At 74.2% G+C, this 13,524-nt stretch carries 12 protein-coding genes; 5 read left to right on the top strand and 7 right to left on the bottom strand.

Features of this window, described 5'->3' with window-relative positions; all coding sequences use genetic code 11:
* The 4 genes from E1298_RS06150 (at position 1) to E1298_RS06135 (ending at position 5,621) form a co-directional block, all read left to right on the top strand.
* Entirely contained in the window at positions 1 to 1,260 is a 1,260-nt protein-coding gene (locus tag E1298_RS06150; protein WP_131889820.1) for an MFS transporter, read from the top strand.
* A gap of 34 nt (positions 1,261 to 1,294) precedes the next feature.
* The gene (locus E1298_RS06145) at positions 1,295 to 2,206 is read left to right on the top strand and encodes a TauD/TfdA family dioxygenase (protein WP_131889818.1); all 912 of its coding nucleotides are present in this window, start codon (positions 1,295 to 1,297) and stop codon (positions 2,204 to 2,206) included.
* 143 nt (positions 2,207 to 2,349) lie between these two features.
* Complete coding sequence (locus E1298_RS06140; RefSeq protein ID WP_131889816.1) at positions 2,350 to 3,123, top strand: ABC transporter ATP-binding protein; 774 nt, start codon at positions 2,350 to 2,352, stop codon at positions 3,121 to 3,123.
* Positions 3,120 to 5,621, top strand: a complete 2,502-nt coding sequence (locus tag E1298_RS06135) for an ABC transporter permease (protein ID WP_131889814.1) — start codon at positions 3,120 to 3,122, stop codon at positions 5,619 to 5,621. The genes E1298_RS06140 and E1298_RS06135 overlap by 4 nt, the downstream gene beginning before the upstream one ends.
* Before the next feature lie 160 nt (positions 5,622 to 5,781).
* Here E1298_RS06135 and E1298_RS06130 read toward each other — a convergent pair whose 3' ends face one another.
* The 7 genes from E1298_RS06130 to E1298_RS06100 are packed head-to-tail and all read right to left on the bottom strand — an operon-like array spanning position 5,782 to position 12,511.
* Complete coding sequence (locus E1298_RS06130) at positions 5,782 to 7,281, bottom strand: class I adenylate-forming enzyme family protein (RefSeq protein ID WP_131889812.1); 1,500 nt, start codon at positions 7,279 to 7,281, stop codon at positions 5,782 to 5,784.
* A 32-nt stretch (positions 7,282 to 7,313) separates the two neighbouring features.
* Positions 7,314 to 8,159 carry a hypothetical protein gene (locus E1298_RS06125; protein WP_131889810.1) on the bottom strand — a complete coding sequence of 282 codons (846 nt, stop codon included), beginning with the start codon at positions 8,157 to 8,159 and terminating at the stop codon, positions 7,314 to 7,316.
* A gap of 11 nt (positions 8,160 to 8,170) precedes the next feature.
* Complete coding sequence (locus tag E1298_RS06120; RefSeq protein ID WP_131889808.1) at positions 8,171 to 9,109, bottom strand: 3-oxoacyl-[acyl-carrier-protein] synthase III C-terminal domain-containing protein; 939 nt, start codon at positions 9,107 to 9,109, stop codon at positions 8,171 to 8,173.
* The gene (locus E1298_RS06115; protein ID WP_131889806.1) at positions 9,102 to 10,211 is read right to left on the bottom strand and encodes an acyl-CoA dehydrogenase family protein; all 1,110 of its coding nucleotides are present in this window, start codon (positions 10,209 to 10,211) and stop codon (positions 9,102 to 9,104) included. The genes E1298_RS06120 and E1298_RS06115 overlap by 8 nt, the downstream gene beginning before the upstream one ends.
* Before the next feature lie 31 nt (positions 10,212 to 10,242).
* Complete coding sequence (locus E1298_RS06110) at positions 10,243 to 10,923, bottom strand: acyl-CoA dehydrogenase family protein (RefSeq protein WP_131889804.1); 681 nt, start codon at positions 10,921 to 10,923, stop codon at positions 10,243 to 10,245.
* Positions 10,924 to 10,925: 2 nt separating this feature from the next.
* Positions 10,926 to 11,180: an acyl carrier protein gene (locus E1298_RS06105; RefSeq protein ID WP_131889802.1), complete on the bottom strand. Its 255-nt coding sequence runs from the start codon at positions 11,178 to 11,180 to the stop codon at positions 10,926 to 10,928.
* Positions 11,138 to 12,511 (bottom strand): type III PLP-dependent enzyme, encoded by a 1,374-nt coding sequence (locus tag E1298_RS06100; RefSeq protein ID WP_243725418.1) that lies wholly within the window; start codon positions 12,509 to 12,511, stop codon positions 11,138 to 11,140. The genes E1298_RS06105 and E1298_RS06100 overlap by 43 nt, the downstream gene beginning before the upstream one ends.
* Before the next feature lie 46 nt (positions 12,512 to 12,557).
* Here E1298_RS06100 and E1298_RS06095 point away from each other — a divergent pair, with 46 nt between their 5' ends.
* Positions 12,558 to 13,511 carry a beta-ketoacyl-ACP synthase III gene (locus E1298_RS06095; RefSeq protein WP_131889800.1) on the top strand — a complete coding sequence of 318 codons (954 nt, stop codon included), beginning with the start codon at positions 12,558 to 12,560 and terminating at the stop codon, positions 13,509 to 13,511.
* Positions 13,512 to 13,524: the final 13 nt, after the last annotated feature.

The raw sequence follows: 13,524 nt of genomic DNA, 5'->3' as shown, positions 1-13,524 counted from the left end.
ATGAGCGTCATCGAGGACCTCCCTCCGAGCCAGGACGGCGGCAAGCCGGTCCCGCTGCGCCGCAACCGCGACTTCCTCCTGCTGTGGACGAGCGCGGGCCTGTCCACGCTCGGCATGCGCGCCGCGGCCGTCGCCTACCCGCTGCTGATGGTCTGGCGCGGGGACACCGTCGGCGCCGGCCTGGTCGGGTTCGCCGCGCTGCTGCCGCAGCTGCTGGTGCAGATCCCGGCGGGCGTGCTGGTGGACCGGGTGCCCCGCCGCCGCCTGATGATCTACTGCGACCTCGCCGGGGTCCTGTCGATGCTCGGCGTCGTGCTGGTCCTGGCGTCCGGGCATATGTGGCTGCCGCAGATCATGGCCGCCGCCTTCATCGAGGGCACCGCCGCGATCGTCTACCGGCTGGCCGAGCGGGCCGCGATCCGGCACGTCCTGCCCGAGGACCAGCTGTCGGCGGGACTGTCGCAGAACGAGGCGCGAGGGCAGGCGTCCGGGCTGCTCGGGCAGCCGGTCGGCTCCGGGCTCTTCGCCGTCACCCGCTGGCTGCCGTTCGGGCTCACCGCGCTCACCCACCTGGCCGCGCTGGTGCTCCTGCTGATGATCCGCCGCCCGTTCGAGGACCCGCGCGACGAGGAGGAGGAGAAGAGCGGCCGCAAGAAGGGCAAGTTCCGCAGGGACATCGCCGAGGGCCTGCGATGGGTCTGGCAGGACAAGGTGCTCCGGGTCGCCATCGCCCTCATCGCCGGGAGCAACATCGTCTTCCAGGTGCTGGCGATCGCCATCGTCCTGGTCATCAAGGAGCGGGACGGCTCGCCCGCCCTGGTCGGCCTCATCGGCCTGATCGCGGGCCTCGGCGGCGTCGCCGGGGCGCTGGTGGCCCAGAAGCTGCTCAAGTGGTTCGGCATGCCCGTCCTGTTCACCGGGACGTTCTTCGTCTGGGGGATCTTCCTCACCGGGATCGCCTTCACCGGCAACCCGGTGGCCCTGGGCGTGCTGTTCGGCGCGATGGTGTTCGCCGGCGCCGTGATGAACGTGGCGGCCGGCATCTACCAGGTGAAGACGACGCCGGACCGCCTCCAGGGGCGGGTCGGCAGTGTCCTCGGCCTGGTCGCGTCCGGGATGAACTCCGTCGGCTCGCTCGTCGGCGGGTTCTCCCTCCACCTGTTCGGGGCGCGCGACACCCTCCTGGTCTCGGCCGTGGCGATGGCCGCCTTCGGCGTGATCGCCGTGGCCACGCCCGCGATCCGCCGCGCCAAAATGTGATCCGCATAGCCAACGACGACGAAAGGTGCCCGTGATGGGACAGGCCGACTGGAAGCCGCGCGAGGTTCCGGTGGACGGGGGCCAGGGACTGAAGGAGTTCCTCGCCGACAACGACCTCGGCACGGTGCTCGTGGGCGACAAGGCGCTGGTCTTCCGGGGCCTCGACGCCACCGAGGAGACCCTGCCGGAGGTCCTGGACCTGCTGCTGCCGCGCCGGCTGGCCTACGTGCACGGCAACTCGCCGCGCACCAAGGTCGGCGCCAACGTCTACACCTCCACCGAGTACCCGGCCGATCTGACGATCTCCATGCACAGCGAGATGTCGTACGCGCACTCCTGGCCGGACCGCCTGACGTTCTTCTGCGCGGTGCCGCCCGGCAGCGGCGGCGCGACGCCCGTGGCGGACACCGCGCGGTGGCTCGCCGAGCTGGACGACGAGCTGGTCGCCGACTTCTCGGAAGGCGTCCGCTACACCCAGAACCTGCACGGCGGGTCCGGGCTGGGCAAGAGCTGGCAGGACACCTTCGAGACCACCGACCGGGACGAGGTCGAGGCGTTCCTCGGCGAGACGCAGGCCGAGCACGAGTGGCTGCCGGGCGGGACGCTGCGGATCGCGCAGACCCGCCAGGCCATCGTCCGGCATCCGGTGACCGGCGCCGAGGTCTGGTTCAACCAGGCCGACCAGTGGCACCCGGCCGGTCTGGGCGAGGCCGGGAAGGCGCTCGCCAAGATCCTGCCAGAGGAGGAGCTGCCCCAGTCGGTCCGCTTCGCCGACGGCCGCCCGATCCCCGACTCCTACATCCACCAGATCATGGAACGGGGCCTGGCGTGCGCCGTGGACGTCGACTGGCGCCGCGGGGATCTGCTGATCATCGACAACGTGCTGACCGCGCACGGACGCCGCCCGTTCACCGGCGACCGCCGCGTCCTGGTGGCGATGGCGTAGGTCTGTTTCGCCAGCCTGCACCCAGCTACCGGATCAAGAGTGTACTTAGCGCCAGCGACACGGACACGGCCCTTCACTAGCGTCGTAAGCGTTGGGCCCCGCACCCCACGCCTCCCCCCAGAAGCCGACGACAGGACCCGTTCATGTTCACTCTGCGAAACCGGACCACCGTGAAGGAGTCCCAGGTCGGCGAGGCCGTCGAGCTGGTCGAGGTGCACAAGGAGTACAGCACCGACGCCGGTGTGGTGAAGGCGCTGGCGGGAGTCTCGGCGGTGTTCGAGGCCGGTACCTTCACGGCCGTGATGGGGCCGTCGGGGTCGGGCAAGTCCACGCTCCTGCAATGCGCCGCCGGCCTCGACACCGTGACCTCCGGGCAGGTGCGCGTCGCCGGCGCGGAGCTGAGCGGCCTGTCGTCCAACGCGCTGACGATCCTGCGCCGCGACCGGATCGGCTTCGTCTTCCAGGCGTTCAACCTGATCCCCTCGCTGACCGCCCGGCAGAACATCGAGCTGCCCCGGCGGCTGGCGGGGCGGCCGGCGCCACCCGGCGACGTCGACGCGGTGCTGGAGTCCGTGGGCCTCACCGACCGGGCCGGGCACCGCCCGAGCGAGCTGTCGGGCGGCCAGCAGCAGCGCGTGGCCATCGCGCGGGCGCTGGTCACCCGCCCGGACGTGGTCTTCGCCGACGAGCCGACCGGGGCCCTCGACTCCGCCTCGTCCCGCGAGGTGCTCAAGCTCGTGCGCGGCCTCGTGGACGGGCCGGGCCTGACCGTCGTCATGGTGACGCACGACCCGAGGGCCGCCTCGCACGCCGACCGGGTCCTGTTCCTCGCCGACGGCCGGATCTCCGGCGAGCTGGCCGATCCGACCGCCGACCTGGTGGCCGCGCAGCTGGCCGCCATGGAGGCCGGCGCGTGAGCGGCGAGCAGTCCACCGCCGCCGTCCTGCGGCTGGCCCTCGCCACGATCCGCACCCGCTGGATCAGCTTCGTCGGCGCCTTCTTCGCCCTCGTGGGCGGCGTCGCCATCGTCGTGCCGATGCTGCTCACGCTGGCGGCCGCGCTGCAGACCCCGTTCCCCGGGCCGCAGCGCTTCGCCGAGGCGCCCGTCGTCGTGACGCCCCACGACACCCTGCCGTTCAGGTACGAGGGCATCCAGCTCGACATGAAGCTCCAGCGGCCCGCGCCGCTGCCGCCCGAGCTGGTGACCAGGCTCTCCTCGGCCGGACGCACCGTCCCCGACCGGACCTTCGACGTGCGGACGGCCGGCGGCCCGGCCAAGCAGGTCGGGCACGGCTGGTCGGCCGCCGCGCTGGGCCGCTACCGGCTCACCGCCGGGCGCGCGCCCGGCGCCGACGACCAGATCGTCCTCGCGAGCGGCTCCGCCGCCGACGTCGGCCGCAAGCTGAGCGTGGACACCGGCGCCGGCCGGCAGACCTTCACCGTGTCGGGCGTCGTCAAGCCGCAGTGGTTCGAGAGCGCGGTCTTCTTCACCGACCAGGCGGCGGCCAGGATCGAGCCGTCCACCGCGGCGGCCGCGGTGTTCGCCTCGCCGGAGGCCGTCCGGCAGGCGGTCGGCAACGCGGCGAACGTCCTGACCGGATCGGACCGCAAGAAGGCCGACCCCGACCCGAGCGGCGGCAAGGACCTGCTCAACGGCACCGAGATCACGGCCGAGACCACCACCGCCGTGGTCAGCTTCGTCGCGATCTTCGTGGTGATCGCCACCTTCGCGTTCGTCGCCGACCTGCGGCGCCGGGAGATGGCGCAGCTGCGGATGATCGGCGCGACGCCGCGGCAGATGCGCCGCATGATCATCGGCGAGGCGGCGCTGATCGGCGTCGTGGCCTCGCTCGTCGGCTGCGGGATCGGGGTCTTCGGCGGCAGGCTGGTCGGGGAGTGGCTGGTCGACGCGGAGGTCGCGCCCGGCTGGTTCACCGTCGGCGTCTCCTGGTGGCCCCTGCCGGTCGGGTTCGCGACCGGGCTGCTCTCCGCGCTCGGCGGCTCGTCCGTCACCGCCTGGCGGGCGGGACGGGTCGCGCCGGTCGAGGCGCTGCGCGACGCCGCCGTCGACAAGCGGGTGATGACGCCGACGCGCTGGCTGCTCGGCATCGCCGCCCTCGGCTCGGCCGTGGCCGTCGCCGCCTCCACGATCAGCGGCTCGCCGACCGCGATGACCAACCTGCGGAAGGTCATCGACATCCCGCTGCTGTTCGTCGGCGCCTTCGCGCTGCTGCTGCCGGTGATGGCGGGGCCGCTCGTGCGCTGGCTGACCTGGCCGCTGACCCGGATGGGCACGGCCTCCATGATCGTCAGAGCGAACGCCATGGCGGCCGCGCGCCGCACGGCCGCCACCGCCGGGGCCGTGGTGGTCGCGGTCGGCGTCGCGGCGACGTTCTTCATCATCCAGGACAACTCCGAGAGCGCGGTGACGCACCAGACCGCCCAGACCGTCCGGGCCGACTTCGTGGTCCTGCCCGGGAACGGGCGGACGCTGCCCGACGCGACGGTCGCCGCGCTCCGCCAGGTCAAGGGCGTGCAGGTGGCGCCGGTCCGCGAGGCCCAGGTCTACGTCGGGAGCCGGAACGGCGACTTCATCGACGCGCTCAACGCTCAGGTGGTGGACCCCGCCGACGTGCCGAACGTGGAGGCGCCCGCGCTGCGGTCCGGGTCGCTGCGCGACTTCGGCCCCGCATCGCTGATCGTGGACCAGAAGGCTTCCGGCGGTGGCGACCTGGAGCCGGGCACGCAGGTGTCGATCTGGGGCCCGGACGGGACGAAGCGGGACGTGACCGTCAAGGCGGTCGCCCGTACCGGCCTGGCCAACGACCTGTGCTTCCTCAGCTCCGACGCGGTCACCGGCGGCTCCCCGCGCCGGGTGGACGTGCGGGTGCTTCCGGGCACCGCCCCCGCCATGGCCGAGCAGGCCCTGCGGACGGCGATGGCGGGCCAGCCGGCCAAGGTGGTGTCCCGGACCCAGGCCCTGGAGGCCAAGACGTCCGACTCGAACGAGTCGAGCCGCACCACCACGTTCCTGGTGCTGGGCATCGCGCTGATCTACTCGCTGGTCGCGGTGGCGAACACGATGGTGATGGCCAGCACGGGACGGCGCCGCGAGCTGGCCGCCCTCCACCTGGCGGGCGCGACCCGCAGGCAGATCCTCTGGTGGGTCGCGGCGGAGTCGGCCATCGCCGTCGCGCTCGGCGCGATCGTCGCCTGCTTCGCGGGACTGTCGGTCCTGCTGGTGCAGGGCATCGCCATCCACAGCCTGATCGGGAGCTTCCCGGTCACGATCCCCTGGCTGTCCACCGGCGCCGTCATCCTCGCCTGCGCGGGGATCGGCGTCCTGGCGGCCACCATCGCGGCGGCGAACGCCATGCGCGGCCGCGTGACCGAGCTCGCCGGAATCCGGGAGTAGAGAGCAGGGGAGCAGAGGAACAGGGCTCCCGCGATGCGCGGTCCGCGGGCCGCGCATCGCGGGTCGGTGCCCCGCAGGCCACAGGCCGGCGGGGCACTGCCGCGCGGAGCGGTGGTCCGCGCGGCAGCACTCCGCGGACGGCGGGTCAGTGTTCAGCAGGTCAGCGCTCAGCGCGCGGCGCGGGTATCAGGGCCTTGAGCGCGGAGCGGTCGGTCTTCCCGTTGCCGTTGAGCGGAAGCCCGTCCACGATGACGCAGCGGCCGGGCAGCTTGTAGGGCTCCAGCTCGTCCCGCAGCCCCGCCATCACGGCGGACGGCTCCAGGCCGGTCACCGCGAACAGGACCGCCTCGGGCCTGCCGTCCCCCGGCGGGAGGACCGCCGCCCCCGCCACGCCCGGCACCCGGTGGGCCGCCGCCTCGACCTCCAGCGTGCTGACCCGGATGCCCCGCGACTTGTAGACGTCGTCGTCGCGGCCGTCGAAGTAGAGGTACCCGTCGGCGTCCAGGTGGCCCCAGTCGCCGGTGCGCAACTCGGGGAAGAGCCCGTCCCGGCGCGGGAAGCGCTCGGCCGTCAGCTCCGGCCGCCGCCAGTAGCCGCTCATCACGTGCGGGCCGCGCACCACGATCTCGCCGCTCTCGCCGGGCGGCAGCGGCGTCCCGTCCGGCGCCACGACCAGCAGCTCGGTGCCCGGCAGGGCCCGCCCGCTGGAGCCCGGGCGGCTCAGGTCCCCGTCCGGCGGCATGATGGCCGCGCGCTTGCACTCCGTCAGCCCGTACATGAGCTGGACCCGCAGGTCCGGCAGGTGGCGGCGGAGGACGGCGAGGGTCGCGGCGGGCATCGCCGCCCCGGTGTTGGTGAGCAGCCGCAGCGGCGCCGTCCCGCCGTACCGCTTGAGCATCGTCGCCAGGTTCGCGGCCATGGACGGCACGGCCGGGAGCACGGTCGCGCCGCTGCGGCGCAGTGCCCGCAGCAGCGCGGGCCCCGCGTCGGACGGCTCGCCGAGCCACACGTGCGCGCCCGCCTGCACGGCCAGGAAGAGCTGGTAGAGGCCGTAGTCGAAGGACAGCGGGAGGGCGACGAAGACCACGTCCCGCTCCCGGTAGCGCAGGACCTGCTGGATCGCCCGCGCGGCGAACACCACCTGCGCGTGCGTGGACACGACCGCCTTGGGCGTCCCCGTGCTCCCCGAGGTGTAGATGAAGCAGACCGGGTCGACGGGCAGCACCCCGGACCGGTCCAGGGGACCGGCCGGGGTGTCGGCGACGGCGTCGGCCACCTCCTTGCCCGGGAACACCGGCACCCCTCGCCGCTCGGCCTCCGCCGCGGCCTCGGCGCCGTCGGCGACCAGCAGCCGGGGCTCGGCGTCGTCGAGCACGTGCGCGAGGCTGCGCGGCGTGGTCTGCTCGTGCAGGATCGAGAAGACCCCGCCGATGCGGGCGCAGCCGTACACCAGCGCCGCCGTGACCGTCCCGTGCGTCCCGAGGAGCACGACCCGGTCGCCGCGCCCGACGCCCTGCGCGGCCAGCCAGCGGGCCGCGCGCTCGCTCAGCTCGGCCAGCTCCCGGTGGCCGGCGGTGCCGTCCGCCGTGGTGAGCGCGGGCGCGCCGGGAGACCGCGCGGCGGCCTCGTCGAGCAGATCGTGCAGCAGGACGGGTGACATGCGGACTCCTTCAGCGGATCTTCGGCAGACCTTCAGCAGACATGTCCGGCCGGCACGTCGCAGGCCGTCAGGGACAGGTGCCCGAGGGCGGGCTCGTACTCGGCGACGAGGATCGTCCGGTCGGCGGGGCAGGGCTTGGCGAGCTGCTCCGCCAGGTCGCTCCAGACCGAGGTGCACAGGCGGTCGGCGGGCGCGCGCCGGACGGTGCCGGGCAGGCCGCGCGGCAGGCACGCCCCGGCCGTCACGGTCACCGGGCCCGGGCCCAGCTCGCGGACGGCCTCGGCGACCAGGTCGGCGACCCGCTCGGGCGCCACCGCGTGGTGCTGGACGGGCGGGCCGACGCGGACGGGACCGTCCGGGGTGAACAGCAGGCCGACGGCGTGGTCGGTCGCGGTGTCCAGGCCGCTCAGCGCGGGGTCGTCGTAGAACAGGGTGCCCTGGTCGAGGACCAGCACCGCCATGGTCCGGGGCCCGTCCTCCGCACCGGCCGGTGTGTGCGCGCGGACGAGCCGCAGCGCGGCGAAGGGGGTGCCCCGGCCCTGCTCGGAGACCGCGAAGATCGTCGGATCGCCGTCGAGGGCCTGGGCGAGGTAGCCGCCCGCCGAGACGCTCATGTCGCAGTCGGGTAGCGCGTGCGCGAGGACGACGAGGTCGGGGGCGCCGGGCAGCTCGGCCAGCAGCCGCTCGCCCATCCGCGCGTAGCCGTTCCGGTTGCCGCGCGGCGGGCGGGCGGGCGCGGTCACCGCACCGTAGCCCGTCAGGCGCTCGGCGAAGTACTCGGCCTGCACGGACAGCTCGGGCCGCTCCGGGTTCGCCCCGAATCGGACGTGCCGGACGGCGGCCAGCCGCAGTGGGCGGTCACGGAGCAAGACGGGCAAGGAGAACCCCTTCAGTGCCGCAGGACCATCGCCGAGAACGTGGCTCCGAGACCGACGCTGACCATCAGGTAGTGGTCGCCGGGCCGCAGCGTCCCGTCCTGGACGGCGCCTGCGAGGTTGATGAACGGATCGGCGCAGAAGCAGTGGCCGGTGACCGGGACGTTGTCCAGCCACAGGCGTTCCAGCGGCAGCCCCGTCGACCGGCACGTCCGGACCCAGGAGATCCGGTTGACGTTGTGCGGGAGGATCACCCGGATGTCGTCCAGGTCCAGGCCCGCCCGGCCGACCGCGGTGCGGATCAGGCCGGCGAGCGTCTCCGGGTACGCCTTCTCGAAGGCCGCCGCCGCGTCCCCGTCCCGCCCGGTCATCTGGTGGAACTCGCCGAGCGTGACCGTGGCGTAGGACAGGAGCCGGTCGCGGTCCCCGCCCTGGCCGACCAGGCAGGCGGCGGACGCCTCGCCCATCACCGTGGTGGCGGGGATGTAGCGGGTGACGTGCGGATAGGTCTTCTCGCCCGTGAGCACCAGCGCGAGGGCGGCGGGGTCGCCGCAGTCGGCCAGCAGCCGTCCGGCGAGGTCCACCGCGAGCAGCCCGGACGCGCAGGCGTGCTGGCTCACCGCGAAGGCCGTCGCGTGCTCCAGGCCCAGCGCGGCGGTCACCCGGCGCAGCGGGCCGCCGGAGTAGGGGCCGGTGGCCTCCAGCGTGCGGGCGTGGATCACGAACCGGACCCGGTGCTCGTTCCCGGGCAGCGCGGCGAGGCCCCGCCCGGCGGCCAGCAGGAGGTCCGCGACCTCGCGGCCGGGGCTCCAGCGGACGCCCTCCAGCCCGAAGAAGCGGCGGTAGCGCCGCACCTCGCGGTCGGTGAGGCCGATCTCCGCGGCGATCTTCTCCAGCGGCAGGCTCTCGTCGGCGAGATGCGCCGCGGTCTCGACGAGCGTCGTCTCAGCCAACCCCGGCCTCCCGCGCCGCCGCGGCCCCGCCGCGCTGCCTGCGGTGGGCCACGTTGAGCCGCTGGATGTGCGAGGTCCCCTCCATGAACTCCAGCGCCGCCGCGTCCCGCCACCACTTCTCCAGCAGCGGATGGTCGAGCAGCGCCCCGGGCCCGAGCAGCTCGGGCAGCCGGTCGCAGACCTTCCTGGCCAGCGCCACCGCCGCGAGCTTGGCGACGGACGCCCGGTAGCCGTCGCCCGTGTCGGCCTCCACGTCGGCGGCCGCGCGCAGGACCAGCCGCCGCGCCGCGTCGATGCGGGCCTCCGCGCTCTCCAGCGCGGCGGACGGCCCGGCCTCGGCCAGCACCACGTCGTGGACGGCCGCCGCCGTGCCGATCGCCATCGCGGCCACGTAGACGCGGACGATGTTGAACGCCTTCACCGCGCCCAGCAGCCCGCGCCCCGTGGCGGGCAGGTGCCCGCCGAGCAGCGCGTCGCCCGGCACGGGGACGTCCACGAAGACCATCTCGCTGATCCCGGCGCCGCGGAGCCCGACGGCCCCGAGCGGGACGGCGGACAGGCCGGGGGAGGGCGCCTCGACCAGCGCGGCGCGGATCGACAGCGGCGAGGTCCCGGTCCTGGCGAACACCACGCCGATCCCGCCCCTGGCCCCGTTGCCGATGTAGCGCTTGCAGCCGGACAGCAGGTAGCCGCCGTCCCCGTCCGCGCGCAGCCGCGCCTGGAGCCGCGCGGCGTCGCTGCCCGCGTCCGGCTCGGTGATCGCCATGAAGGCCCAGGTCCGCCCGTCCCGCACGGCCTCGGCGAGGCGCCGGGCGTGCGCGGGCCCGCCGAGCAGGCCGACCACGACTCCGGCCAGCGCGGGCCCGGGGGCGGCGAGCACCATCCCGGCGTCGCCGCGCGCCAGTTCGAGCAACGCGACCGTGACCCGCCGGACGCGCCGCGGCTCGCCGAGCAGGTCCCGGACGAGCCCGAGCCCGGGGCTGCGCAGGTGCGGCTCCAGGTCCAGCGGGGCCGCGTCCACGGCCAGGGCGCGCTCCCGCAGGTCGGCGGCGTACTCCCGGGCGGTGTCCCGGATCTTCAGCAGGTCGTCGTCGAGTTCCATGCTCGCCCCCCATCCGCTCGTTCCCATCCGCTCACCCCCATCTGCCGGGGTCGGCCGGGGCCGCCCACGTGTCGGCGACCAGGCGGGCCAGGTGCAGGGGCCGGGCTGGGCCGTCGAGCAGGTAGCCGCCGCCGCCGAACAGGCACGCGATCGACCACTCCACCTCCGACAGCCTCCGGTGGACGTCGGCCGAGCCGCTCCGGTCGGCGGCGCACAGCTCCAGCTCCGTGGCGGCGTCGGCGACCGATCCCTGCACGAGCTGGCGCCTGATGAGCTGCGACCCGTCCGACAGCCGCTCGCCCAGGTAGGCGGTGGCGCGGTCGAGCGCGGCCTCGGCCACCCCGATCCGCACGCCCGCCAGGTCGAGCGCGGCCGCGGCGTCCAGCCCGCCACCGGCCGGCCCGCCACTCTCCAGTCCGCCACCGTCCGGCGACGCGGCGGCAGGGGTGTCGCCCGCCGCGGTGACCTCGACCAGTTCCAGGTCCTCGGCGGCGGCCAGCCGGTGGGGGAGCCGCCGGATCCGGGCGGCCTCGCGGGTCCCGGCGCGGCCGGGGAAGCGCCAGGCGGGCACCGCCTCGGCCCACCCCGAGGGCAGGACGGCGCGTCCGCGCGCCGAGCAGGGGACCGGCCGCCCGGCGCCGAGCATGCACCGCAGTCCGGCGGCGAGGCCGTCCGCGCGGGCCGCCGCGCGCGCCCGCTCCGGGGACGCCACGCTCAGCCCGCCCCGGTCGCGTTCGCCACGTACCCGGCCAGGCTGCCCAGCGTCTGGAACGCCGACGGCTCCAGCTCGTCCACGTCGACCTCGAACCCGATGGACTGCTCCAGCTCCATCAGCAGCTCCAGGATCCCGGTGGAGTCCAGGCCGAGGTCCTCCACGAGCCGCGTCGAGGCCGTCATGTCGGCGCTCTCGTGGGGCGCCACCTTCTTCACGACGATGGCGATCTGGTCGAGGGCCGCTGTCGGCTCCATGGTCTCTCCTTCTCGAAGGGAAGCGGCAGGCGTTGCCTGTCCAGCAGGTCCGCGGGCTCGTCCCGGACGCGGACCAGGTGGGCGGTGCCCTCGTGGACCAGCACCTCGGCGGGGAACCCGTGGCTGAGGAACAGGCCGGGGGAGGCGGTCGGCCCGTAGGCCCCCGACCGCTCGATCCCCACCAGGTCGCCGGGGGCCGGATCGGGCAGCGGGACGTCCTTGGCGATCAGGTCGTGCGGCGTGCACAGGGGCCCGGTGAGCTGCCACGGGCCGTCGGCGGGCGCGCCGGGACGGCTGAGGAGCCGCACGGGGAAGTTGCGCTTGACGTACGAGCCGAGGCCGACCGCGGCCATGTGGTGGTGGGTTCCGCCGTCGGTGACCGCGAACCGCTTGCCCATCGAGTCCTTCACGTACCGGACGCGGACGACGTACGTCCCGGCCAGGGCGGCGAGGAAGCGGCCCGTCTCGAACAGCAGCCGCGTCCCCGGGTGGCGGGCGCGGAACGGCGCGACGGCGCCCGCCATGCCCTCGCGCAGCGCGTCGAGGTCGGGATCGGCCTCGCCGTCGAAGTAGGCGACGCCCAGGCCGCCGCCGACGTCCACGGCCTCAAGCCCGATGCCGGTGGCCTTGGCGATCCGCTCGGCCATGTCCAGCACCAGCGCGGTGTTGGCGACGACCGTGCCCGCGTCCAGGATCCGGGTGCCGAGGTAGGCGTGGATGCCGGCCAGCTCCAGATGGGGATGCCGGTCCCCGAGCGGCCCGGCCTCCAGCAGCGCCTTCTCGTCGATGCCGAACTGGCGCGGCTTGCCGCCCATGGTCAGCCCGGACCGTCCGGCACTGGTCGAGGGGTTGACCCGCAGCAGGACGCGCTGGCGGGTGTTCGCCGCGGCGGCGACGCGGTCCAGCTCGTCCAGCTCCTGGAAGGACTCGACCACGACCGCCCAGATGCCGGTCGCCACGCACGCCGTCAGCTCGGCCGGGCTCTTGCCCGGGCCGAGGAAGACGATGTCGTCCGGTGCCACCCCGGCGCGCACGGCCGTCATCAGCTCCACCAGCGACGACACCTCGGCCCTGGCGCCGTGCGCCGCCAGCAGCGCGCACACGCCCAGGTTCGGGTTCGCCTTCAGCGAGTAGAAGACCTCCATGCCGTCCGGCAGCGCCCTGTGCAGCCGGTCGAGCGCGCCGGCGAGGACCTCGCCGTCGTAGACGTACAGCGGGGTGCCGTACTCCGCTGCCAGCCGGTCATAGCCGTCGGCGTCCAGCATGATGTCGCCCCCCAGTTCCGTCAGCCGCAGCCTGAGGAACCCGGCTATACATTCTCTATAATTCATGAGGGCGATATAGAAGCGGTATAGCCGGGTTTCACATTATCGATCCATGACGGGAATTCAGGGCTCAGCCATTACCGGTGTCGGGACGTACCTGCCGGCCCGGATGGTCGGCAACGAGGAACTGTCGGGGCGGACGTCGGTGACCCCCGAGTGGATCGAGGAGCGCACCGGCATCCGCACCCGTCACTTCTCCGGCGAGGACGAGGACGTGGCGGCGATGGCCGTCGAGGCCGGGAAGAAGGCGATCGCCGCCGCGAGCGTCGACCCGGCCGAGATCGATCTGGTCGTGCTGGCCACCGCGACGCGGCACCAGCGCATCCCCGGCGCGGCGGCGCAGGTCGCCTTCCGCATCGGGCTGCCCGCGGCGGGGGCGTTCGACGTCAACGCCGTCTGCGCGGGCTTCGCGTACGCGCTGGCGCAGGCGTCCAATGCGGTGAAGGTCGGCGACGCGCGCAACGTGCTGGTCATCGGCGCCGACCAGACCAGTGGGATGATCAACCCGGACCGCGCCGACACCTACGCCATCTTCGGGGACGGGGCGGGCGCCGTCGTGGTGTCCCGCGACGTCGAGCAGTCCATCGGCCCGGTCGTGTGGGGCAGCGACGGCGCCCGCGCCACGGCGCTGGAGACACTGCCGGAGAACGGCGACGAGGCCATCTTCATGAACGGTCCCGCCGTCTACAAGTGGTCCACCAGCACGATGCCGAAGGTCGCGGCGCTCGCCTGCGAGCGGGCCGGGACCTCGCTGGCGGAGATCGACTGGTTCATTCCGCACCAGGCCAACCTGCGGATCATCGACACGCTCATCCGGCTCACCGGGATCCCCGCCGAGCGCGTCTCGCGCGACGTGATCGAGATGGGCAACACATCAGGGGCCTCGATCCCGCTCGCCTTCGGACGCCTGCACGAGAGCGGGCGCGCCCAGCCCGGCGACCGGGTGCTGCTGCTCGGCTTCGGCGCCGGCCTCACCTACGCGGGCCAGGTCGTCCGCATGCCCTGACCGTCCCGGTTCC

Source organism: Actinomadura rubrisoli, from assembly GCF_004349215.1.
GTDB lineage: Bacteria > Actinomycetota > Actinomycetes > Streptosporangiales > Streptosporangiaceae > Spirillospora > Spirillospora rubrisoli.
This window is presented reverse-complemented; position numbering and strand designations above follow the sequence as displayed.

Coding starts and splice junctions, on each gene's coding strand:
- E1298_RS06115 (WP_131889806.1), bottom strand. CDS start 10,211: ATGGAACTCGACGACGACCTGCTGAAGATCCGGGACACCGCCCGGGAG.
- E1298_RS06095 (WP_131889800.1), top strand. CDS start 12,558: ATGACGGGAATTCAGGGCTCAGCCATTACCGGTGTCGGGACGTACCTG.
- E1298_RS06105 (WP_131889802.1), bottom strand. CDS start 11,180: ATGGAGCCGACAGCGGCCCTCGACCAGATCGCCATCGTCGTGAAGAAG.
- E1298_RS06150 (WP_131889820.1), top strand. CDS start 1: ATGAGCGTCATCGAGGACCTCCCTCCGAGCCAGGACGGCGGCAAGCCG.
- E1298_RS06100 (WP_243725418.1), bottom strand. CDS start 12,511: ATGAATTATAGAGAATGTATAGCCGGGTTCCTCAGGCTGCGGCTGACG.
- E1298_RS06130 (WP_131889812.1), bottom strand. CDS start 7,281: ATGTCACCCGTCCTGCTGCACGATCTGCTCGACGAGGCCGCCGCGCGG.
- E1298_RS06140 (WP_131889816.1), top strand. CDS start 2,350: ATGTTCACTCTGCGAAACCGGACCACCGTGAAGGAGTCCCAGGTCGGC.
- E1298_RS06145 (WP_131889818.1), top strand. CDS start 1,295: ATGGGACAGGCCGACTGGAAGCCGCGCGAGGTTCCGGTGGACGGGGGC.